Consider the following 23,337-nt stretch of genomic DNA (forward strand, 5'->3'; position numbering starts at 1 on the left):
ATAAATTATAAAATATAGTCTATTCTTTATTTATGATTATCATTTTATTTCCGTAATTTTGAGTAAAATACAAATTAATAACATAAAATATAAGAATAATGAGTATTATTGTTAAAATTTTCGCAAGACAAATTTTCGATTCAAGAGGTAATCCAACTATTGAAGTAGATGTAATTACAGAAAACGGAATTATAGGAAGAGCTGCAGTTCCATCAGGAGCTTCAACAGGTGAACACGAGGCGGTAGAGTTGAGAGATGGTGGTAAAGCCTTTTTAGGAAAAGGAGTTTTAACTGCTGTGAATAATGTAAATACGATTATAGCTGAAGAGTTAGTAGGTACTTCTGTATTTGAACAAAATAAAATTGATCAATTAATGATTGATTTAGATGGTACTCCAAATAAATCAAAATTAGGTGCAAATGCTATCTTGGGTGTTTCTCTTGCTGCTGCAAAAGCTGCTGCAAATGAATTAGGGCTTCCTTTGTATAGATATGTAGGTGGAGTTTCAGCTAACACTTTGCCATTACCAATGATGAATATCATTAATGGTGGCTCGCATTCAGATGCTCCAATTGCTTTTCAAGAGTTCATGATTATGCCAGTAAAAGCAACGTCATTTACACATGCATTGCAAATGGGTACTGAAATCTTCCATAATCTTAAAAAAGTATTACACGATAGAGGTCTTTCTACAGCAGTTGGTGATGAAGGAGGTTTTGCTCCTAATTTGGCAGGTGGTACAGAAGATGCATTAGATACTATCAAAAAAGCAGTTGAAGCTGCAGGTTATACTTTTGGAGATGAAGTGATGATTGCTTTAGACTGTGCTTCTTCAGAGTTTTATGTTGATGGTAAATATGATTATTCTAAATTTGAAGGTCCAACTGGAAAAGTTAGAACATCAGCAGAGCAAGTTGAATATTTGGCAGAATTAACAGCTAAGTATCCAATTATTTCTATCGAAGATGGTATGCAAGAAAATGACTGGGATGGTTGGAAATTATTAACTGAGAAAATTGGAGATAAAGTGCAATTGGTTGGTGATGATTTATTTGTTACTAATGTTGAGCGTTTATCTACTGGTATTGAAAAAGGAATTGCGAATTCAATCCTTGTAAAAGTAAATCAGATTGGTACTTTGACTGAAACAATTGCAGCAGTAAATATGGCTAAAAATGCTGGGTATACATCTGTAATGTCTCACCGTTCAGGAGAAACTGAAGATTATACTATTGCTGATTTAGCGGTTGCTTTGAACTGTGGTCAAATTAAAACAGGTTCTGCATCTCGTTCTGATCGTATGGCTAAATACAATCAATTATTGAGAATAGAAGAAGAACTTGAAGCTACTGCCTATTTTCCTGGCAAAAATGCTTTCAATGTAAAATAACAATAGTGTTTTTTATACTAAAAGCCATCTGTTTATTCAGATGGCTTTTTTTGTAAACATTTAACAAGTTGGGGATTGAATTCGTTTTTAAATTAGTTCTAAATTCATTAGATTTGGGAAATATTTAATTAAAAGTATATCCATATAATATTATGTCAAAAATAGCAACGTTAGAAATTGATGGCAATAAATTTGAGCTTCCATTCATAGTGGGTAGCGAAAACGAAGGAGCTGTTGATATTAGTAAATTAAGAGATTTATCTGGGGTGATTACTATAGATCCTGGATACAAAAATTCAGGTTCTTGTAAAAGTGAGGTTACTTTTTTAGATGGTGAGTTAGGAATTCTTCGATACAGAGGGTATTCAATTGAAGACTTAGCTGAAAAAGGTCACTTTTTAGAAGTGTCTTATCTTGTAATTTTTGGTGAATTACCAACTGCTGAAGAATTAATTCAGTTTGAAAATGATATTCGCAAGCATACTTTGGTAAACGAAGAAATGAAGAATATTATTGACGGATTTCCAAAAACTGCCCATCCAATGGGTGTTTTATCTGCTTTAACAAGTGCTTTGACAGCTTTTAATCCTAAATCAGTTAATGTAGAGAACGAGAAGGAAATGTATGAAGCGGTATGCAAAACTATGGGTAAATTTTTAGTTATTGCTACTTGGACGTACAGAAAAAGCATGGGATTCCCATTAAATTATTATGATAATACAAAGGGGTATGTAGAGAATTTTATGCGTCTAATGTTTGAATTGCCTACAGGACCTTATAAAGCAGATCCTATTGTTGTAAGTGCGTTAGATAAATTGTTTATTCTACATGCTGATCACGAACAAAACTGTTCTACATCTACAGTGAGAATGGTAGGTTCTTCGCATGCTGGTTTATTTGCTTCTATTTCAGCTGGAGTTTCTGCACTTTGGGGGCCACTTCATGGTGGGGCTAACCAAGCCGTTTTAGAGATGTTAGAAGAAATTCACAAAGATGGTGGAGATACTGAAAAGTACTTATCAAAAGCAAAAGATAAAAATGATCCTTTCCGTTTGATGGGATTTGGTCATAGAGTTTACAAAAATTTCGATCCTAGAGCAAGAATTATTAAGAAAGCAGCAGATGAAGTTTTAGCTACTTTGGGTGTTGAAGACCCAATTTTAGAGATCGCTAAAAAATTAGAAGTTGCGGCTTTAGAAGATGAGTACTTCAAATCAAGAAGTTTGTATCCTAATGTTGATTTCTACTCTGGAATTATTTACAGAGCCTTAGGAATTCCAACTGATATGTTTACAGTAATGTTTGCTATAGGACGTTTGCCAGGTTGGATTGCGCAATGGAAAGAAATGAGAGAAAACAAAGAACCTATTGGTCGTCCAAGACAAGTTTATGTTGGCTATCCATTACGGGAATTTAAAAGTGTAGATAAAAGATAAAATATAATGACTAAAAAGCTTCACGAATCTGTGGAGCTTTTTTGGTTCTAAATAATTTCAAGTTATAATGTTAGAGTTAAATGTAAAAAATGAAACGGCAAGATTAAGAAAGGTTATTTTAGGAGTAGCAAATAGTAATGGGCCAACTCCAACGGTAGATGAAGCTTATGATCCAAAATCTTTAGAGCATATAGTAGCAGGTACTTATCCTTTAGAAAAAGACATGATTGTTGAGATGGATGCTTTTAATGCTGTTTTTGAAAAATACAACGTTACAGTATATAGACCTGAGTTAATTTCAAATTATAATCAAATATTTGCAAGAGATATTGGATTTGTTATTGATGATGTTTTTATCAAATCGAATATTTTGCCAGACAGAGAGAGAGAATTAGATGCGATTCAATATGTTATTGATCAAATCAACCCCTCAAAAGTTGTTAGGCCTCCAGAAGAAGTCCATATTGAAGGAGGTGATGTTATGCTTTGGAATGATTACATTTTTATTGGAACCTATAAAGGAAGCGATTATAAAGATTATATAACTGCAAGAACGAATTGGCAAGGTGTTGATTTTATTAGACAACTTTTTCCCAATAAAATAGTCAAAGATTTTGATTTGGTTAAATCAAAATTAGAAGCTAGAGATAATGCCTTACATTTAGATTGTTGTTTCCAACCAGTAGGTAATGATAAAGGAATTATTTATAAAAATGGATTTAGAGAAGAGGCTGATTATCTGTTCTTGGTGAGTCTTTTTGGAAAGGAAAATTTGTTTCATATCACAAGAGACGAAATGTATGATATGAATTCTAATGTTTTTTCTATTGCTCCCAATGTCGTTGTTTCTGAGAAGAATTTTACAAGATTGAATAATTGGTTGAGAGAGCAAGGTTTTGTGGTTGAGGAGATTCCATACGCCGAGATAGCTAAACAAGAAGGCTTATTACGTTGTTCAACCCTACCTTTACTTAGAGATTAAAAAGTGTTTTGGGATTATTTTTTTAAATCCGAATTATTTAAATTAAAAAAAAGATGAAACAAACTACCAATTCTATATTGATGATACGTCCAGTTGCTTTTAGAATGAATGAGCAAACTGCCGTAAATAATTATTACCAAAAAGTATTAGATGGATTGTTACCGGCTACTGTTAATGCCAAGGCACAAGAAGAATTTGATGCATTTGTGAAAAAATTACGTTCTGTAGGTGTGAATGTGATTGTTGTTGATGATACATTGTCTCCAGATACTCCAGACAGTATTTTTCCAAACAATTGGATTTCTTTTCATGAAAATGGAGATGTTGTTTTGTATCCAATGTTTGCTGAAAATCGTCGTTTAGAACGAAGAGAAGAAATTTTAGATATTCTCGAAGATGAAGGTTTTGTAATCAATGAGATTATGGATTATACTGAAGCTGAAATGGATAGTATATTCTTGGAAGGAACCGGAAGTTTGTTGCTAGATCGTGCTAATGGGAAAGCTTATTGTGCTTTATCACCTAGAGCTGATGAAGAGTTGTTTATCGAATTTTGCGAAGATTTTGATTTTGCGCCAGTAATTTTTGAAGCATTTCAAACCGTAAATGGAGAACGTAAATTGATTTATCACACTAATGTGATGATGTGTTTGGGTGAAACTTTTGCTGTTTTATGTGCAGATGCAATTGACGATAAAAAAGAACGTAAGATGGTTATTGATAGTTTGAAAAACGATGATAAACAAGTGATTTTAATTACTGAAGATCAAGTTAATAATTTTGCAGGTAACATGCTAGAAGTCAAAGGTGCTGACGACAGAAGGTATTTGATTATGAGTGCTGCAGCTCATCAATCATTGACGAAAAAACAAATTACAGAATTAGAAGAGCACGTTACGATTTTAAGCTCTAGTTTGGATACTATTGAGGCTTGTGGTGGTGGAAGTGCCCGATGTATGATGGCGGAGATTTTTTTGCCAAGAGCTTAAATACAAAAACATTTTAAAATTCAGCCTGTCAGAAATAAGTTTTGACAGGCATTTTTTTATCTAAAAATTAGCTTTGATTATATTCACTAAAGCGCCTACTATATATTGTATACCAATAGCAATTACAATAAATCCTACGATACGAGAAATCGCAACAATCCCAGAGGCTCCTAGAGCTTTTGCCAAATAGTGTGCGCTCCTTAAAATAACAAATATAGTTGCTGATATGGCCAAAATAGCAGCTATTGAAATCAAAATTTCATTTGTAGATTTATGTTGGTTGTAAAATGCAATCAGTAGGGACATTGAGCCAGGTCCCGCTAGCATTGGTATTGCTAATGGAGTAAGTGCGATATCATTTCTTTTTTGGGCATCATTTTCAATCTTTTTATTAATACCTCTTTTCTTGTTGAATTTTCCTGACAAAAGTGAAAAACCAGAGCTTACAATTACAATTCCACCAGCTATTCTTAATGAGTCAATGCTAATTCCGAAGAAAGTTAGTACATATTGTCCGACCAAAAAGGACACTACTAAAATGATAAAGACATTTATAGCGGTCCAAAGGGAGAGTCTGTTACGTTCGGGTTGGCTGTCGTTTTGGGTTAGCCCAACAAAAATTGGAACTGTTCCTATAGGATTTAAAACAGAAAATAAAGCGGCAAATAGGTAAATAAATAATTCCATATCTCGTGTTTTGTTACAAAGCTACACTTTTCAGAGTGATAAATCTTACTTGTTTGTTAATTTATTGTTTTCTGAACACTACGGTTTTCATTGGTTAAAAGGTAGAGGCTGTCCTTGTTTTTTGACTACTTTTGTAGCATATATTTAGAAAAATGACAAAAAATAAAAAAACAGTAGTTTTAGGAGCGACTTCTAAACCGGAAAAATATGCCTTTAAAGCCATTTCCTTATTGGTCGAGAAAGGGCATTCTGTAATTGCAATAGGTCAAAATGCAGGAGAGGTAGCTGGTGTGAAAATTAAAACAAAGGCAATTCCTTTGAAAAATATAGATACCATAACCTTGTATTTGAATCCATCAAGACAAAGGGATTATTATAATTACATTGTGGAAGCAAAGCCTAAACGTGTAGTCTTTAACCCAGGTACTGAGAATCCAGAGTTGTATCAATTGCTTGAACTGAATGGGATTCAAGTAGAAGTAGCTTGTACTTTAGTTTTACTTACGCTCAATCAATATTAAAGGATTTGTTATATTTTGAGATGCTAAGTTATTACTAATTTGGATTGATTTTTAACGCAACAATTCAGTAGGTAGCGTTGGTATCTCAATTTTTAAGTAACCATTTTGTTTTGATTAAAGTTTAAAAAAATAATCATTTAGTCTTTAAAGGCAGTTTTATTTATGAATCTAGATAGAATCTTTCTTTCTGAATCTCATCCTTGTGGTAAAGAGTTGCACTATGTACAACAAGCATTAGAAGCTAAAGCGATAACTTCTGGTGGAAATGTTGTGCGTGATTTTGAGGAGGATTTAGAGTGTTATTTAGGTAATAATGTCATTGTAAATGCTACTAATTCTGGTACTTCGGCTATTCATTTGGGGTTGTTATTGTTAGGTGTGCAACCTGGAGATGAAGTTATTTGTCAATCAATGACTTTTTCAGCTTCGGTGAATCCAATTCTTTATATAGGAGCAAGTCCAGTTTTTGTTGATAGTGAGTTGGATACTTGGAACATGTGTCCAATAGCATTAGAAGAAGCAATACAAGATAGAATTAGTAAAGGTAAAAAACCAAAGTGCATTATTGTTGTGGATTTGTATGGTATGCCTTATCAGGCAGATAAGATTAATGAAGTAGCAAATAAATATGGAATTGCAGTTTTAGAGGACAGTGCTGAGGCTTTGGGAAGTCGCTATAAAGGTGTCCCTTGTGGAACTCTCGGGGATATTGGTGTTTTTTCATTTAACGGGAACAAAATCATTACGACATCAAGTGGTGGTGCATTATTACTTTCGGATGCTTCACAAAAAGAGCGCGCTGCTTTTTTGGCTACGCAAGCTCGTGATGCAGCGCCTTATTATCAACACACTGAAGTTGGATATAATTATGCCATGAGCTCCATTGCAGCAGCTGTAGGGAGAGGACAATTAGAGGTGCTCAATTCGCGTATTCAGTCACGTAGAAATAATCATTCTTTTTATAAAGAGCTATTTTTAGGAGTAAAGGGAATTTCAGTTTTTACGGAGCCCAATGCTGATTTTTTTTCCAATTATTGGTTGACCACCATTTTAATTGATAGTGAAATAACAAACGGATTAACGCCCGAAATTTTTCGTTTGTTTTTAGAAGAATTTAATATTGAAGCGCGTCCATTATGGAAACCGATGCATTTGCAACCTGTTTTTGAAAAATACCCTTACTACGGAGGAGTAATTGCGGCAACTTTGTTTGAACAAGGGTTATGCCTTCCATCAAGTTCGACTTTAGGTGAAGAAAAAAAAGCAAGAATAAAAGAAAAGTGTATGATTTTATTGGATAAGTACAATTGTTTGTAAAAATTACTAATAACATCCTATAAAAGCGCTAGTTTGCTATAAAAATAGTGTTTTTTCAATTTTAAACGTATTTTTGTCGCTATGGAATTTTCTTCGAAGTTATTAGAAAAAGCGGTTAGTGAAATGGCTCAATTACCAGGAATCGGTAAAAGAACTGCTTTGCGATTGGTTTTACACTTACTCAAACAACCATCCGACCAAACACGTTTTTTATCGGAATCTTTGCTTAATATGAGGAACGATATTCGTTTTTGTACTAGTTGTCATAATATATCAGATACTGAGTTGTGTCAGATTTGTGCCAATACTTCCAGAAATCATCAGTTGATTTGTGTAGTTGAGGATATCCGTGATGTTATGGCTATTGAAAATACAGGTCAATATAAAGGGATTTACCATGTATTGGGAGGGAAAATTTCTCCAATAGATGGTGTAGGACCTAGTCAATTGAATATTAATTCCTTAATCGAAAAAGTAAATTCAGGTCAAGTTAAAGAATTGATTTTTGCATTGAGTTCAACAATGGAAGGGGATACGACAAACTTTTATATATATAAGCAAATCAATGCTACTGATTTGATTCTGTCAACCATTGCAAGAGGTATTGCAGTTGGTGATGAATTAGAATATGCAGACGAGGTAACTTTAGGACGAAGTATATTGCAACGTGTGCCTTTTGAGTCTTCCTTTAAGACTACAGGTTCTAATTAATACATTGAGTTTTCTGTTAATTGTGAATGATAAACTATATTTGTAATAAAATAATAAGGATGAACAAAACGATTTTCTTTTTGGTACTAATGAGTGGTTTACTTTTGAGTTCTTGTATACCAACCAAAGATTTAACTTATTTGCAACAAAAAGAGTCGGAGTCTCCTGAAAAGGCTGTTATGGCTATTGGGTCAAAACCTTATCGACTGCAAACGAATGATGTTTTAAGTATCAATTTGAAAGCCATAGATCCAAAATTGGTGGCTATTTTTAATGCTAACGCAAGTGCCAATGAGAATTTAAATCAAAATTCTGAAAGTGGCTTGTACTTTAACGGATATAGAGTAGACGATCACGGTAATATTCGTATTCCTATTTTAGGAGAAATGAATGTTCTGGGTTATACACTGGAAGAAGTTCGTTTGAAAATAGAAAAAAAACTCTTAGAAGAATACTTTAAAAACGAAGCGAATCTTTTTGTCAACGTAAAGTTATCAGGATTCCGTTATACTATTAATGGTGAGGTGGGGAGTACAGGTACCAAAACGCTTTTCCAGGAGAGTGTAACCATATTAGAGGCTATTGCCAATGCAGGTGACATTACAATGGTTGGAAATAGAAAAGAAGTGACCATTATGCGAAAAACACCCACTGGAGTTGAAATGCATGATTTGGATTTAACCGATCGCAATGTTATCAACTCGCCTTATTATTATTTGCAACCCAATGATTATGTATATGTGAAGCCTATGAAACAAAAATCTTGGGGTACAGGAAAAACAGGTATCGAATCTTTAGGTACTATCATTACACTTCTGTCATTGGTTACAACTACCTATCTATTATTAAAAAACTAAATCCCTTTTCTAAAAATGCTTGACCTTAAAGATTTTTCCATTTTTGAAAATCAATCCACGTTTGATTTCAAAGGCTTTTTGCTTAAAATAGCGGGCTACTGGAAGTGGTTTTTGATAAGCTTAGCCATCTGTTTTTTTATTGCCTATCAAGTCAATATTAGGAAAGAAAAAATTTATGGATTAGAAACATTGATTTCTGTAAAAGAAGAAAGCAATCCATTGTTCACTTCAAATACCAGTTTGACTTTTAATTGGGGAGGAGTTTCTGATGAAGTGCAAACCATTACTACCACCTTGCAATCGCGTTCCCATAACGAATTAGTGGTTGAAAAATTACAGTATTATATTGACTATTTAGTGCAAGGCGAATACAACTTAATTGATGCTTATGGTGCAGTACCATTTGAACTAGAGTTAGATAAGAAGAAAGGGCAATTAACAGGTGCACTAATTAGTATAACTTTCGTATCAGAATCTGTTTACGAGCTTAAAATCACCTTTGAGAACAGTTCTGTTCCTTTAATTCATTATGCTGATGCTTCTAGGTCAACTACAAATGTAGCCGTTGGTGAATTTAAAAAGAGATTTAAAGTAGGGCAAGAAGTGGTGCTTCCTTTTTTGAATTGGCGTTTAAATATAAAGGACAATCCTGGTTTTTATAAAGGAAATGAATACTTCGTTCGCTTTAATGATTTTGATGGTACTGTATCGAATTATAAAGGTATAGCAGTTAGAGCGGATGATAAAGGAGGTTCTGTTTTGACCTTAAGCATGCAGGGTACCAACAAAGCACGTTTGGTAGATTATTTGAATGCTACGGTAAAGATGTTGATAAAAAGGCAATTGGATAGTAAAAATCAATTTGCTACCAATACAATTGCTTTTATTGATAGTACGTTAGTGTCAATGGAATCGCAATTAAAAGAAACAGGTAATGAATTAAAATCCTTTCGAAAAGATAAAAACATTATTGATGTTGAAGATGGAGGGGTAAAATTTTCAGATAGAATTTTAAAGTACGATGTTGAGAAAGACGAGATTACTAGAAAAATTGCGTATTACAATTCGTTACGTTCTTATCTGAAAAGCAGTGTCGATTATTCTAAGTTACCAGCACCATCAGTAGCAGGAATTGAAGATCCTAATATTGTGGTAAATGTTTCTAAATTAATTGCATTGTCTACCCAACGTTCTGAAATGGCTTATGCCGTAAAGAGCGAGAAAATATTTAAAGATTTTGACAATCAAATGCTGGCAGTAAAAAATGTTTTATTAGAAAACATCGTTACGGCCAAACAAGCTTTACAATATGATTTAGCGACAGTCAATAGTAAAATAGGAGCTTCAGAGAGTGTTATCAAACAGTTACCCGAAGATCAGCAAGAATTGATTAAAATAAAACGTAAGTATGATTTGAGTGACAATATTTATACTACTTTTTTACAAAAACGAAGTGAGGCTGATATTGTAAAAGCCGCAAACTTATCCGATATTCACTTTATTGATCCCGCCAAAGATGTTGGTGGAGGTTTAATTGGTCCCAAAACTTCTGTTAACTACGTTCTTGCCTTGTTTTTAGGGATTTTGATACCCTTAATTGTAGTTTTGATTATTTTCTTTATCAATAATTCTATTCAAAACACAGAGGAGTTGTCCAATCTTACGAACATTCCTTTGATAGGAGTGATTGGGGTTAATAGAGATAAAACTGCCTTAGCAGTATATAATAAACCTAAATCAGCTTTGTCGGAATCGTTTCGAGCCATTCGATCATCTTTACAGTTTTTGTATAAAAAGCAAAATGTAGATGGGGCGAAAACATTAATGATTACCTCTTCTGTAAGTGGTGAAGGAAAAACATTTTGCTCTATTAATATTGCAACGGTTTTTGCATTAAGTGAAAAAAAGACAGTAATAGTTGGTTTGGATTTGCGTAAACCAAAGTTGTTTGAAGAATTTAATTTAAATAATGATAAAGGAGTTGTCAATTATTTAATCAATGAAAGTTCTGTTGATGAAATTACAAATGCTACAGAAATTCCTTTTCTAGATGTTATTTTATCTGGACCTATTCCGCCTAACCCTGCTGAGTTAATTATAAGTGAGCACTTGGGAGATTTGATGCGCGAATTAAAACAAAAGTATGATTACATCATTTTGGATACCCCTCCAGTTGGATTGGTATCAGATGCTTTGGAGTTGGATCAATATTGTGATGTAACTCTTTATATTGTTCGTCAAAACTTTTCAAAAAAGGACATGATAACGCTTTTAAATAATAGAGTCAAAAGAGGGGAATTGAAGAACACTAGTATCATCTTGAATGGTTTTGAAAACAAAGCAAAATACGGTACAGGTTATGGTTATGGCTATGGTTACGGTTATGGTAATAATAGTTATGCTGATGGTTATCATGAAAAAGAACCAGTTGTAAGCACTATTTCTAAAGTGTTGAAGTGGTTAAAAAAGGAACGAAAACTATGATGGAAAAAACGATACTAATTACAGGTGGTGCTGGTTTTATTGGTTCTAATCTTACAGAATATTTTTTAGCAAAAGGATATAAAGTAGTAGTGTTAGATAATTTTGCAACAGGACATCGTCATAATCTTGCAGCAGTGGCCGCTCATCCTCAATTTAAATTAATTGAAGGTGATATCAGAAATATAAATGATTGTGTAGTGGCGGTTGAAGGAGTCGATTATGTGTTGCATCAAGCGGCATTAGGTTCTGTTCCGCGCTCAATTGGTGATCCTGTTACTACCAATGACGTAAACGTTTCTGGCTTTTTGAACATGTTGGTGGCTGCAAGAGATGCTAAAGTAAAGCGTTTTGTCTACGCAGCGAGTTCCTCTACTTATGGAGATTCTCAGGGGTTGCCAAAAGTTGAAGAGGTTATAGGTAAGCCATTGTCTCCTTATGCGATTACAAAATATGTTAATGAATTGTATGCTGAAATTTTTGGAAAAACCTACGGTTTAGAAACCATCGGATTGCGTTATTTTAATGTTTTCGGACGCAAGCAAGACCCTAAAGGTGCTTACGCAGCAGTTATTCCAAAATTTGTGATGCAGCTGATGCAACACCAAAGCCCAATAATTAACGGAGACGGGAATTATTCTAGAGATTTCACCTATATCGATAATGTTATTCAGATGAATGAATTGGCAATGACGACCACGCAGCCAGAAGCCATTAATACTGTTTTTAATACTGCCTTTGGAGACCGAAATACATTGAATGATCTTGTGGGTTATTTGAAAGCCTATTTAGGAGAATATGATGAAAGCATCAAAAACATTCCTATTGAATATGGTCCCAATCGCACGGGCGACATACCTCATTCGTTGGCTAGTATTGATAAGGCACAAAGACTATTAGGCTATGCTCCTCAATTTTCTCTGCAACAGGGTTTAAAAGAAGCGGTGGGTTGGTATTGGGAGCATTTGAAATAGTGACTTTCTGAGTTGTGAGTTTTCTGTTATGAGTTTTGGGTGTATGTGTAGTATTTGTTGACGGAAAGAAAGCGAATTTGAGTCAAGAGTCAGAAGTGTAGTATTTAGCCTATAGTAATTTGAATGCTGCTGCTAGAAAGTTCACTGATTGAAGGTTGATAACTGAAAGATAAAAATAAAAAATAAACCAAAAAATAAAAATGTCAATTACAAAAATATGTTGCATAGGCGCCGGATATGTCGGAGGACCTACGATGGCGGTTATTGCGCAAAAATGTCCACAGATTCAAGTCACTGTGGTGGATTTAAATCAAGAAAGAATTGCAGCTTGGAATAATGAAGATGTAACTACTATTCCAATTTATGAGCCAGGATTGGCTGAGATTGTGGCAGAAGCTCGAGGGCGTAATTTGTTTTTCTCAACCGATGTTGAAAAAGCAATCGACGAAGCGGAAATGATTTTTATTTCGGTGAATACACCAACCAAAACCTATGGAAAAGGGAAAGGAATGGCTGCCGATTTGAAATTCATTGAGTTGTGCGCGCGTCAAATCGCTAAAGTTGCCAAAGACAATAAGATAGTGGTTGAAAAATCGACTTTGCCAGTTCGTACAGCTGAAGCACTTAAAAGTATTTTAGACCATACAGGTAATGGGGTGCAATTTCAAATTTTATCCAACCCTGAATTTTTAGCTGAAGGAACAGCTGTAAGCGATCTTTTGGCTCCAGACCGTATTCTAATTGGTGGAGATACTACTCCAGAAGGAGAACAAGCCATTCAGTCTTTAGTAGCCGTGTATGCCAATTGGGTAGCCCCTGAAAAGATTTTGACCACCAATGTTTGGTCTTCTGAATTGTCAAAATTAACAGCCAATGCTTTTTTAGCACAACGAATTTCTTCTATCAATGCGATGTCTGAATTGTGTGAGCAAACGGGTGCCGATGTGAATGAAGTAGCCAGAGCTATAGGAATGGATAGCAGAATAGGTCCCAAGTTTTTGAAAGCCTCTGTAGGTTTTGGAGGCTCTTGTTTTCAAAAGGACATTCTGAATTTGGTGTATATTGCCAAATCCTATGGGTTACATGAAGTAGCCGATTATTGGGAGCAGGTTATCATTATGAATGATCATCAAAAAAGACGTTTCTCCAATAAAATAGTACAAACATTATACAATACAGTAGCCGATAAAAAAATTGCTCTTTTGGGATGGGCGTTTAAAAAAGACACCAATGATACGAGAGAATCTGCAGCGATTTATGTAGCTGACGATCTGATTAATGAAGAAGCCCGACTTACAGTATATGATCCTAAAGTTTCATTTTCTAAAATTCTTTCTGATTTGGATTATTTAGAATCAAGAACCCCAGGCAAAAACAAAGAGCACATTGCTGCGGCTGCTACTGCCTATGAAGCGTGTCAGAATGCCCATGCTATTGCCATCCTAACAGAGTGGGATGAATTTAGAAGTTATGATTGGCAAAAAATCTATGATAGCATGCAAAAACCAGCCTTTGTTTTTGATGGTAGAAATATTTTAGATGTTGATCAAATGAAAGCCATTGGTTTTGTGTATCTAGGGATTGGGGCGTAGGGGCAGTTATCGGTTGTGAGTTATGAGTTGTGAGTTATCGGTTGTGGGTTGTGAGTTATCGGTTTTGAGTTGTGGGTTGTCAGTTACAGTTGTTGTGTGTTAGGGAGAGTTTTCGTTTTACCCCGCCCCTAAAGGGAGCCGAAAACAAGACGTGTAGAAGAACATATCCTCTTGACTGTACTTAGCTTAGCTCAGTATAAACTAATCGAGGTGACACTTAAAAACAAAGTAGGTAAAAGAAGCCTCTTGACTAATACTGCAAACAAAATTTGATTAAGCAGTTTACTCCCCTCTTGAGAGGGGGTGGGGGTGTGTTTTTGAGGTGAACAATAAAGGGCTGATGAGGTTAAGTTTTCGTTTTACCCCGATCCTAAAGGGAGTTGAAAACAAGACGTAAAGGAGAACAAGTCCTTTCGACTTTACTTCGACTTCGCTCAGTATAAACTACTCGAGGTGACACTTAAAGACAGAAATTAGGTAAAGAAGCCTCCTGAAAATACAGCATGCATAATTTGATTAAGCGGTTTACTCCCCTCTTGAAATCTAAGATTCAACGACTCCTTTAAAAAAAATATACACGTGGAGTTATAGGGGCTGGGGTGTGTTTTGAAGTAATGAGGTTTGATATCAAGCATTTAAACCTTGTTTTTTTTTACACCAAGACTCTATTTGTCATTATATAAATACTTTGCGTTCCTTTGCGTAATTCTTTGCGAACCTTGCGGTTAAGGTTTCATATGTCCCAGCTATAGGTTGACCATAGTAAGCAATCTAAAAGAACCCTTCGCAAATCATAATCCACCAAACCCGCCAAAGAAATCAACCCAACCTTTAAAAAAAAGCTTAAAAAAGGCTTAAAAAAAGTTGACAAATAGCTAGGGAAAAGGTATTTTTACCGCATCGAAATACGAATAGCGGGAACTATTCGAGACTTTCAACTCTTAATTTGCTCAAAAAGACGGGTTACTAGCTGCTTTTTTTGAGCTTTTTTTTGCTTAAAAATGAAGTAAAAGCACCTTTTTTTTAAAAAAAAGTACGCGAAGAGGGGGAGATTGGAAACTATTTTGTGTGAAAAACAAAAGTATTTCGTTCCTTTTGTAGGAAAAAAACATTTATTAATCTTTTCAATTGTCTGAGCGCGGGACAATTCATTTCGTCTTGATGCTTTTTTGGCTTCGTCCTGATGAAGTAAACGGTTCATCCTGATGAACTATAAATTGCATACGGACGAAATGAAAGGAAATTTATAAAAAAAAAGCCCCGAGTGCGGGAACACTCGAGACTTTCAACTACTCAATTAACTAAAAATACGGGCTACTAGCTGGCTTTTTGGTAATTTACTGATTTAAGCAGTTGGCGCAATTTCTTTCCAGGGCGGAATAATATGCGGCTTTTTTTAACGTCTGCTGCAGTAACTTCTTCGGGCGTGTTTTTTCCCTCCGAGCTGATACTGACTTGAAAGTTACCCAAACTTCCCAATTTGATAATACGTCCTTGATTGAGCTCGTTGATGATGTTGTACTCCAACGATTTTAACACAGCGTAACAATCCGTATCCGTCAAGGTGCTTTGATACGAAATCATGGTCGCTAAAGCTTCCAAATCTGTTTCACCATTGCCAATAGAGGCGGCATAATACTTTTCAGGGGCAGTCAGGTCCTGTGGGTTTTTTCTTGACTGAATTCTAAATTTAATAGCCATAATCTAGCTTTTTAAAAAGTTAATAATAAATGATTTTGTCATACAAAGCTGATTAATTACTTTGTAATAACACTACAAAGATTATAAAAAAGTGATTGTAAAAAAAGTGAACTTATTAACAGTTTTTAAAGTTATTTCCTATGCTTAAATTAGTTTTTATTCAATTTTTAATTTATTTTTTGTAAAAATTTTTTTTTTGTGGTATTTCTATTAATGAATTAATAATTTATTAATAAACAGAAAACCTACATTTGCTTCTGTTGTTAATAAGTCTAGTTTAATAGTCAATTAAAAAACAACCTAAAGTGCTGTAATCTTTGATTTTACTCCATTTTTTTATGACCTTGAATTGTCTTTCGCAAAAGAACTTATGATTGGAGCTTTAAAACTTTTGGGAAGAAAAAGGTAGCTAATGGGTGGCTTTAGCATTAAATTAAAAGCCGTTACACTTTGGAGCAGTGTAACGGCTAGTTGTTGCTTTAAAAAGTAGTAAATGTTCTTGTATGTCTGCACATAGTTCCGTTTGAAGAGTATTTAAAATAGTTCTTATTTTGGATTTATTGCTGTTCCGATTTTTATTTTTTAAATAGTTTAGAAGTGTCTCTGTATCCGTTTTTGTCCATGTACCAATCCATATAATTAAATCCTTGACTTTTAGTCCATTGGTTAAAAACTAAAAAGGCTTTAGTAATGTCTTGTTTTTCTGCAGGATATGCAAATTGCATGGGGATGTTAATGGCCCAAGGTAAATTGGTGTCTGACATGTAATACTTTTGAATAGACAGATTAGTGTTGTCGTCACCAGTACCAAACAGTGATTTGTCTGCCAAATCTGTGGGTGCACTAGCTGGTAAATGGATCTCTTTGCCGCGTATTGCATTTATGACAATAAAAGGGTTGTAAGGTGGTGTTCCAAAATTACTGAAGGGTATTGCAGTTATAAACTCAATTTTTGTGTTAATTGTTTTAGGAGCTGCATAGGCTCCTCCTACATAAGTGTTAACAATAGAGCCATTATAATTCAATACTTTAAATGGATCGTCAAAAATGGGGATGACTGCTTTTGATTGTTTTTGTTCTGTTCCATTGGAATTTAGAACAAATACCCCATTATTTAAACTTTGTCCAGTAACCGATTTTACATTGGTTGGTATAGTGTTAAATTGTAACGAAAACCCATTTTTCAATGAAGCACCAATTGCTCGAACTGTTATGGCAGCATTTACTTCAACAACTTTATTCTCGGCATTAGTTACTTGATTAAAATTATAATCAAGTACTAAATCGTTGAAATCATAATCTCCTTTGTAAGGCCATAAATCTTCAAAGGCAAGTGTTCCAACATTATTTTTGGATGGATAATAATTGTTAAATGCTTTTGTAGGCTCAGTTGGAAATTCATCAAGCGTATCACCCACGCCATCACCATCGCTATCTGTTGGTGTATCTATTGCTCTTATGTTGTCTGTTTTAGCGGCAGTGTAGGGAGAAACGGTAGAATAAAAAACAACATCATTAAAATCGTCATCTGTATTTCCTTCTCTTTGGAGATCTTCAAAACCTACTAAGAAAAGTTGCCGTTTCACATCTTTTAGAACGACATTGTGCTTTTTTTTACTCTCACTTTTCTCTGGATTAAAACGGGTGTCGGAATAGTAGGTGTTGATACCAGTACCAATAGCACCATTAGTAGTTGAAAAGCCAGCGGTAATTAAAAACCAAGCGATAGTGGTTCCCTTCGGGAAAACGGTTGTGTATTTATTAGTTACAGGATCCAGATACAATAGTTGTACTTTGTTACCACTGCGTAAAGAACCCCCAGACCCAGTGTAAGAACTATTTGGGAAGAGGATAGTGGCATCTTTTATCTCTGTTTTACTGTTTGGGGGATTGTCATTTTTATGCGTATAATATCCTAGCGTATTTTTGTAACCAGTGCCTTCGTGCACGAATGTAATCCAAACTTCTGCATCAGCTATCAGTTCAATGTTGCCATTATCAGTAGTAGCGAAATATTCAGGATGTGAATCTGTTAGTTTTTTTCGTTCCGGTAGCGACGCATTTACATCTGCTAAAAAATCATTGGCTATTTTGTCATCCGTATTCCATAAGTAATTTGGTTTACCCAAGTTATCCCAAGAACCAAGTGCATAGTAGCCATTTTTTTTTGTCGGTTCTGGTAAAACTACTGTTGCATTAGTTTTTAAATTTGTGGCACTCTTATTCGTTTTTGGATTTGATCCACCGATTACAGCACTAATAGTATTAGAATCAATTTTAATCTGTTTTAATGAAGGAAAACCAACATGGTCTACTAAAACACTTATGCTGTCAACAAATGTTTGTGGTGCTATTTCAAAATCTACTATTCCAGCAGTTGAACTAATGCCTTTAAATGCTAAAAAATCGCTGCTATTTGCTTTAAGTAAACCTTCCGTTGTCAAAGGATTTTGAGTGTAAATTTGTACAAATACCCCTCCGATAGGTTTGTTTTCTGAATTTAAGACTGAAAGTGAAACTTTTACTTGTTTAGTGGTTTTAAAATCGAATGTACTACTATTCGGAATCGGAGTATTGTCATTAGTAGTATCGTGAGCACACGAATACAACAAAATGAGCAATGTTGCTACTAAAACGAGACTAGTTTTGGGGCTAATTTTTTTCATATAAATACTTGTTAAAAATTATTTTTTTAAGATTGAATCAGAAAAATAGTTCTTGTATTTTTTTATATGGTTTTACAATTATTTTATAAGGATATGATTGTAAACATATTCATTATGAGTTAATTATATATTAAAGGTAGTGAGAATTTTTATTAAAAACTGTGTTTTTTTTAAAAATAAGTGCGTGCTGTTGATTGAAATTCAATCACATAGCTTTTTTTAGGATTGATTTATTGCTGTAAGTAGGGGAAAATATAATTACAAATTATGTACTGAAAGGAGCCGAAAAGAGTGGGCAGTGTTCAGTTTTTAGTTGTCAGTTATCGGTTATGGGTTGTGAGTTGTGGGTTATTGGTTATCGGTTTTGGGTTGTGAGTTGTGAGTTGTGAGTTGTGGGTTGTCGGTTGTGAGTTGTCGGTTGTGAGTTGTGAGTTGTGGGTTGTGAGTTGTGAGTTGTCGGTTTTGAGTTGTGGGTTGTCAGTTATCAGTTGTCGGTTGTCAGTTATCTGTTATGGGTTGTGAGTTGTGGGTTGTCGGTTATTGGTAATCAGTTATTGGTTATGGGTTGTCAGTTATCAGTTGTCGGGTGTTAGGGAGAGTTTTCGTTTTTCCCCGACCCTAAAGGGAGCCGACAACAAGACGTGTAGAAGAACATATCCTCTTGACTGTACTTAGATTAGCTCAGTATAAACTACTCGAGTTTACACTTAAAGACAGAAATTAGGTAAAAGAATCCTTTTGAATAATAAGCAAACAAAATTTGATTAAGCGGTTTACTCCCCTCTTGAAATCGAAGATTCAACGACTCCTTTAAAAAAAATATACACTTGGAGTTATAGGAGCTGGGGTGTATTTTGAAGTAATGAGGTTTGATGTCAAGCATTTAAACCTCATTTTTTTTACCCCGAGAGTCTATTTATCAACATCTAAATACTTTGCGTTCCTTTGCGTAATTCTTTGCGAACATTGCGGTTAAGGTATAGTGTTTAATAGAAAGTCTTTTTTTTAGTTTTCGTTTTACCCCGCCCCTAGAGGGAGCCGAAAACAAGACGTGTAGGTGAAACAAGTCCTCTCGACTATACTTCGACTTCGCTGAGTATCAACTTTTGAGAGGATACTTAAATTCAGAAGGTAGGACTTAGAGGTTGAAAAAGGAAATAGAAGCCTCTTCTTTTCCTTGACAGTAACTTTGATCATCACTTCAATTGCTGAGACCAATATGATATGAAATGTTGTAACGATTCCTCCGTCAGCCAAGTACTTAGGCAACAGTTAACTGCTGAAATCTTACTATGATGCTCTGTATAATTGTCAAGTCGAGCGCAGTCGAGACTGTTTAGAAGCACATAATTCATTACTTCCTGTAGAGGTAAAAAAAATCAAAAAGCACCTTACCATACAACGCGTTGTTGTTCCTTTTTTTGCCCTTTAGGATTTGGGGAAAAGAAAAAGCAATCCCTGCTTCAGTTGGTAACAATCGAGAATGTTTCTTGTCAATACAACTTTTGCGTTTCATTGCGTAATCCATTGCGAACCTTGCATTTGATTTATTAAATTGGAGCCGATCGTGACGTTCTGAAAATCGTTACACACCGTGCCTATAGCTAGCTTAATATAAAGTTAGCTATTGCTTATTTTTCTCACAAAACATCTTACTTGGACTATCCCTAAAACTAGTGATTTTTTATATTTAATTTAACGCTAATAGATTGCTTAGTATCTCAAAAACAATAGGTTGAAGGTTTATTGCTTGAAATGTCTCTTTTTGTTTTTTTACTCCATCCAAAAGCAAAGGATTGCTGTTTTGCTTTTTGTTATATTTGCAATCCTAATAACTTTCAGAAAAAGACTGTTAGCTTAAATAAGTAATACATTGGATACAAAAATAAAAATTGCCGTAATTGGATTAGGCTACGTTGGATTGCCTTTGGCCAGACTATTTGCTACTCAATATCCTGTGGTTGGGTTCGATATTAATAAAAACAGAGTGGCTGAATTGCAGTCAGGTGTTGATAGTACTTTAGAAATCGACGATGCTGTATTGCAATCGGTTTTGGTTACAGATTTCGATGCGTCAGAAAAAGGACTGCTATGTTCAAATGAGCTGACTTCGATACAAGACTGTAATTATTACATTGTTACTGTGCCTACTCCAGTTGATAAAAACAATCGCCCTGACTTAACACCCCTGTATGCTTCAAGTGCTACCGTTGGGAAAGTATTAAAAAAAGGAGATATTGTTATTTATGAATCTACAGTATATCCTGGGGTAACTGAAGAAGAGTGCATACCTGTATTAGAAAAAATTTCTGGTTTGCGATTCAATGTCGATTTTTTTGCAGGCTATTCCCCTGAACGCATCAATCCCGGAGATAAAGAGCATACCGTTGATAAAATCTTAAAAATAACTTCAGGTTCTACGCCAGAAATTGGTCAGCAAGTAGACGCTTTATACAAAAGTGTTATTACAGTCGGAACCTATTTAGCGCCTACGATTAAAGTGGCGGAAGCGGCCAAAGTAATTGAAAATTCACAGCGGGATATCAATATCGCTTTCGTAAACGAATTGGCTAAAATCTTCAATTTATTGGATGTTGATACTAGTGAAGTTTTAAAAGCTGCGAGTACTAAGTGGAATTTCTTGCCGTTCAAACCAGGCTTAGTGGGTGGACATTGTATAGGAGTAGATCCTTATTATTTGGCACAAAAAGCCCAAGAAAAAGGATATCATCCTGAAATCATTTTAGCAGGAAGACGTTTGAATGATAGTATGGGGGAGTATGTAGCTTCTCAAGTGGTGAAGTTAATGATAAAAAAAGGAGTGATAATAAATGGCGCTAGCTTGTTGTTATTAGGAATCACTTTTAAAGAGAATTGCCCGGATGTTCGCAATACCAAAATTGTTGATGTGGTTCGCGCTTTTCAAGAATATGGTATAGCCGTTACGATTTACGACCCTTGGGCCAGTCCTGCTGAGGTGGCGCATGAATATGGATTAACCACCCAAAAAGAAGTACCCAATACCAAGTACGATGCGGTAGTTTTAGGGGTAGCACATTCCGAGTTTTTACAACTATCTATAGCTGATTTGAAAAAAGAAAGGGCAGTGGTCTACGATGTGAAAGGAGTTTTGGGAGAACAAGTAGACGGGAAGTTGTAGGAGGTTTTGAGTTTTGAGTTGTGGGTTAAGAGTTATGAGTTGTCTAGGGAAGTTTTCGTTGTAACCCGACGCTGAAGGGAGTCGAAAACAAGACTTCTCGATTGTGCTTCTACTTCGCTAAGCATCAACTGCTCAAAGAGATATGGTTTTGTGATACTAATAGCTTATTTTAAATAGTCCATTTTGTCAGTTCGACCGCAGTCGAGAGCCATTGTTACCTTTCGACTGCGCTCGATATGACAAGAATACATTGGGTTATATTGCTATTGTATTTGCTATGAGTTGTGAGTTATGAGTTGTGTGTCACCCGTTAAGAGTTATTCACGGTTATGAGTTATCAGATAATGCAACCTCCAGCCACAACAGATAACAGACAACCAACAACCGACAACCCAAACCGTAAACCCACAAATGAAACCGATAACCGAAACCCGATAAAAATGAACTGGTACGTACTTTATACAAAGCCCAAATGGGAAAAGAAAGTGACCGAAAAGTTGCAGCAAATAGGTGTTACAGCCTATTGTCCAGTAATTACAAAAGTGCAGCAATGGAGTGATCGCAAGAAAAAAGTAGTAACGCCGCTTTTTCCTTCCTATGTTTTTGTACAAATTGAAGAGAGGGATAGAAATACTGTTTTCGCTGTCTTAGGTGTGGTTCGTTATTTATTTTGGTTAGGGCAACCAGCCATCGTTAGAACACAAGAGATTCAAGATATTCAACAATGGCTTTCGGAACCGGACACTTATAAGGTTGAGGTTACTACTTGGCAAGCGGGCAATCGAATTGTCTTGGAGCAAGGTGTTTTTAAAGACCAATCCGCCATAGTGCAAGAAGTTAATGATAAATGTTACGTTCTCGTTTTAGAGGCTTTGGGCTGTCTGTTACGAGTAGAGCGAAAAGGGAGTGTTGGTTAATTATTTTAGAGTTTAAGGTTTAAAGTTTAAAGTTGTTTAAAGGTTAGTAGTTTAGTGTTTAAGGTTTAATTGGTTAATCGAATAAACTTTTTACCAGTTCACCTATTAACCAGCTAATGACTAAAAAATTAACAAAATTGTTGAAATTTAAGTTTTAAATAAGCTGACTATTCTTGTTTATTTACGTTAAATTCGCAAAAAAAATTACGAATGTAGTTTCTTAAATGGGACTTACAGTGGCGAAGCCGTGGGAGGAAGTAAAGCGCTAGTAAGAAGGAAGAGATGAGGTTTAAGAGTTTGCATTTTTAACTATTTCGTTGGTTAAGGGTTTACAAAGGTTGAAGGAATCTTACCATCGTAATGTTAAGTAGTGCAGTTTATACGGAGCGAAGTTGAAGAGCATTTGAGACTTTTTTAGAGACTTAACAGTATAAAGTCATAAATGATAATCGAAAACAGACAACTCATAACTCATAACTAAAAACAGATAACTAAAAAAATGAAAGTAGGAATTACCTTTAGTGCCTTTGATCTTTTGCATGCTGGGCACATCAAAATGTTAGAAGAAGCCAAACGGCAATGTGATTTTTTGATTGTGGGTTTGCAAACGGATCCCACTTTAGACCGACCAGAAAAGAATCGGCCTGTTCAGACTGTAGTGGAACGATATATTCAATTGAAAGGATGTAAGTTCGTAGATGAAATTGTACCTTATGCTACTGAACAAGATTTAGAAGATATCTTACGCTCTTTTAAAATAGACGTGCGTATTGTAGGTGACGAATACCGAGAACATGATTTTACTGGTAGAATGTATTGCGAAGCGAAAGGGATTGAATTGTATTTTAATACCAGAGATCACCGCTTTTCGAGTTCAGGTTTGAGAAGGGAAGTTAGTCAGAAAGAATTAAAAAAAGACTAATTTTTTTAAACCATTAAGGATAAAAAAAAGAAA

The 23,337-nt window shown here is 35.0% G+C and carries 17 protein-coding genes; 14 read left to right on the plus strand and 3 right to left on the minus strand.

Translation table 11 applies throughout. The annotated features are described in order from the left end of the window. Positions 1 to 98: 98 nt before the first annotated feature. The 4 genes from eno (at position 99) to ctlX (ending at position 4,798) form a co-directional block, all read left to right on the plus strand. Positions 99 to 1,391 carry a phosphopyruvate hydratase gene (eno, locus tag ACSVH9_RS11510; protein ID WP_159687085.1) on the plus strand — a complete coding sequence of 431 codons (1,293 nt, stop codon included), beginning with the start codon at positions 99 to 101 and terminating at the stop codon, positions 1,389 to 1,391. 152 nt (positions 1,392 to 1,543) lie between these two features. Continuing rightward, a complete protein-coding gene (locus ACSVH9_RS11515) occupies positions 1,544 to 2,827 on the plus strand; it encodes a citrate synthase (protein WP_438063819.1) in 1,284 nt (427 codons plus the stop codon). Positions 2,828 to 2,894: 67 nt separating this feature from the next. Next, entirely contained in the window at positions 2,895 to 3,809 is a 915-nt protein-coding gene (locus tag ACSVH9_RS11520) for a dimethylarginine dimethylaminohydrolase family protein (protein ID WP_438063820.1), read from the plus strand. A gap of 53 nt (positions 3,810 to 3,862) precedes the next feature. Further along, on the plus strand, positions 3,863 to 4,798 hold the full coding sequence (gene ctlX, locus ACSVH9_RS11525; protein ID WP_438063821.1) for a citrulline utilization hydrolase CtlX: 936 nt from the start codon (positions 3,863 to 3,865) through the stop codon (positions 4,796 to 4,798). Positions 4,799 to 4,858: 60 nt separating this feature from the next. Here ctlX and ACSVH9_RS11530 read toward each other — a convergent pair whose 3' ends face one another. Next, a complete protein-coding gene (locus ACSVH9_RS11530; RefSeq protein ID WP_438063822.1) occupies positions 4,859 to 5,485 on the minus strand; it encodes a MarC family protein in 627 nt (208 codons plus the stop codon). Between the two features lie 152 nt (positions 5,486 to 5,637). On the opposite strand from ACSVH9_RS11530, the gene ACSVH9_RS11535 reads away from it, so the two are divergent. The 7 genes from ACSVH9_RS11535 (at position 5,638) to ACSVH9_RS11565 (ending at position 13,938) form a co-directional block, all read left to right on the plus strand. Further along, on the plus strand, positions 5,638 to 6,006 hold the full coding sequence (locus ACSVH9_RS11535) for a CoA-binding protein (protein ID WP_438063823.1): 369 nt from the start codon (positions 5,638 to 5,640) through the stop codon (positions 6,004 to 6,006). Positions 6,007 to 6,168: 162 nt separating this feature from the next. After that, on the plus strand, positions 6,169 to 7,323 hold the full coding sequence (locus ACSVH9_RS11540; RefSeq protein WP_438063824.1) for a DegT/DnrJ/EryC1/StrS family aminotransferase: 1,155 nt from the start codon (positions 6,169 to 6,171) through the stop codon (positions 7,321 to 7,323). An 81-nt stretch (positions 7,324 to 7,404) separates the two neighbouring features. After that, positions 7,405 to 8,034 carry a recombination mediator RecR gene (recR, locus tag ACSVH9_RS11545; RefSeq protein ID WP_438063825.1) on the plus strand — a complete coding sequence of 210 codons (630 nt, stop codon included), beginning with the start codon at positions 7,405 to 7,407 and terminating at the stop codon, positions 8,032 to 8,034. Positions 8,035 to 8,093: 59 nt separating this feature from the next. After that, entirely contained in the window at positions 8,094 to 8,891 is a 798-nt protein-coding gene (locus tag ACSVH9_RS11550) for a polysaccharide biosynthesis/export family protein (RefSeq protein ID WP_438063826.1), read from the plus strand. 15 nt (positions 8,892 to 8,906) lie between these two features. Next, positions 8,907 to 11,375 (plus strand): polysaccharide biosynthesis tyrosine autokinase, encoded by a 2,469-nt coding sequence (locus ACSVH9_RS11555; protein ID WP_438063827.1) that lies wholly within the window; start codon positions 8,907 to 8,909, stop codon positions 11,373 to 11,375. Continuing rightward, positions 11,375 to 12,346, plus strand: a complete 972-nt coding sequence (locus ACSVH9_RS11560) for an SDR family oxidoreductase (protein ID WP_438063957.1) — start codon at positions 11,375 to 11,377, stop codon at positions 12,344 to 12,346. Before ACSVH9_RS11555 ends, ACSVH9_RS11560 begins: the two co-directional genes overlap by 1 nt. A 200-nt stretch (positions 12,347 to 12,546) precedes the next feature. Then, entirely contained in the window at positions 12,547 to 13,938 is a 1,392-nt protein-coding gene (locus ACSVH9_RS11565) for a UDP-glucose 6-dehydrogenase (protein ID WP_438063828.1), read from the plus strand. Positions 13,939 to 15,255: 1,317 nt separating this feature from the next. Here ACSVH9_RS11565 and ACSVH9_RS11570 read toward each other — a convergent pair. Next, positions 15,256 to 15,639: an HU family DNA-binding protein gene (locus ACSVH9_RS11570; protein WP_438063829.1), complete on the minus strand. Its 384-nt coding sequence runs from the start codon at positions 15,637 to 15,639 to the stop codon at positions 15,256 to 15,258. Between the two features lie 575 nt (positions 15,640 to 16,214). Next, on the minus strand, positions 16,215 to 18,305 hold the full coding sequence (locus tag ACSVH9_RS11575; protein WP_438063830.1) for an LruC domain-containing protein: 2,091 nt from the start codon (positions 18,303 to 18,305) through the stop codon (positions 16,215 to 16,217). 1,873 nt (positions 18,306 to 20,178) lie between these two features. On the opposite strand from ACSVH9_RS11575, the gene ACSVH9_RS11580 reads away from it, so the two are divergent. The 3 genes from ACSVH9_RS11580 (at position 20,179) to ACSVH9_RS11590 (ending at position 23,304) form a co-directional block, all read left to right on the plus strand. Continuing rightward, positions 20,179 to 21,465, plus strand: a complete 1,287-nt coding sequence (locus ACSVH9_RS11580; protein WP_438063831.1) for a nucleotide sugar dehydrogenase — start codon at positions 20,179 to 20,181, stop codon at positions 21,463 to 21,465. Positions 21,466 to 21,794: 329 nt separating this feature from the next. After that, positions 21,795 to 22,382, plus strand: coding sequence for a UpxY family transcription antiterminator (locus ACSVH9_RS11585; protein ID WP_438063832.1), 588 nt, complete (start codon positions 21,795 to 21,797; stop codon positions 22,380 to 22,382). A 499-nt stretch (positions 22,383 to 22,881) separates the two neighbouring features. Next, on the plus strand, positions 22,882 to 23,304 hold the full coding sequence (locus ACSVH9_RS11590) for an adenylyltransferase/cytidyltransferase family protein (RefSeq protein ID WP_438063833.1): 423 nt from the start codon (positions 22,882 to 22,884) through the stop codon (positions 23,302 to 23,304). The last annotated feature ends 33 nt before the right edge of the window (positions 23,305 to 23,337 follow it).

The sequence above is a fragment of the Flavobacterium sp. RSSB_23 genome, assembly GCF_051547145.1.
In the GTDB taxonomy this organism is placed as follows: domain Bacteria; phylum Bacteroidota; class Bacteroidia; order Flavobacteriales; family Flavobacteriaceae; genus Flavobacterium.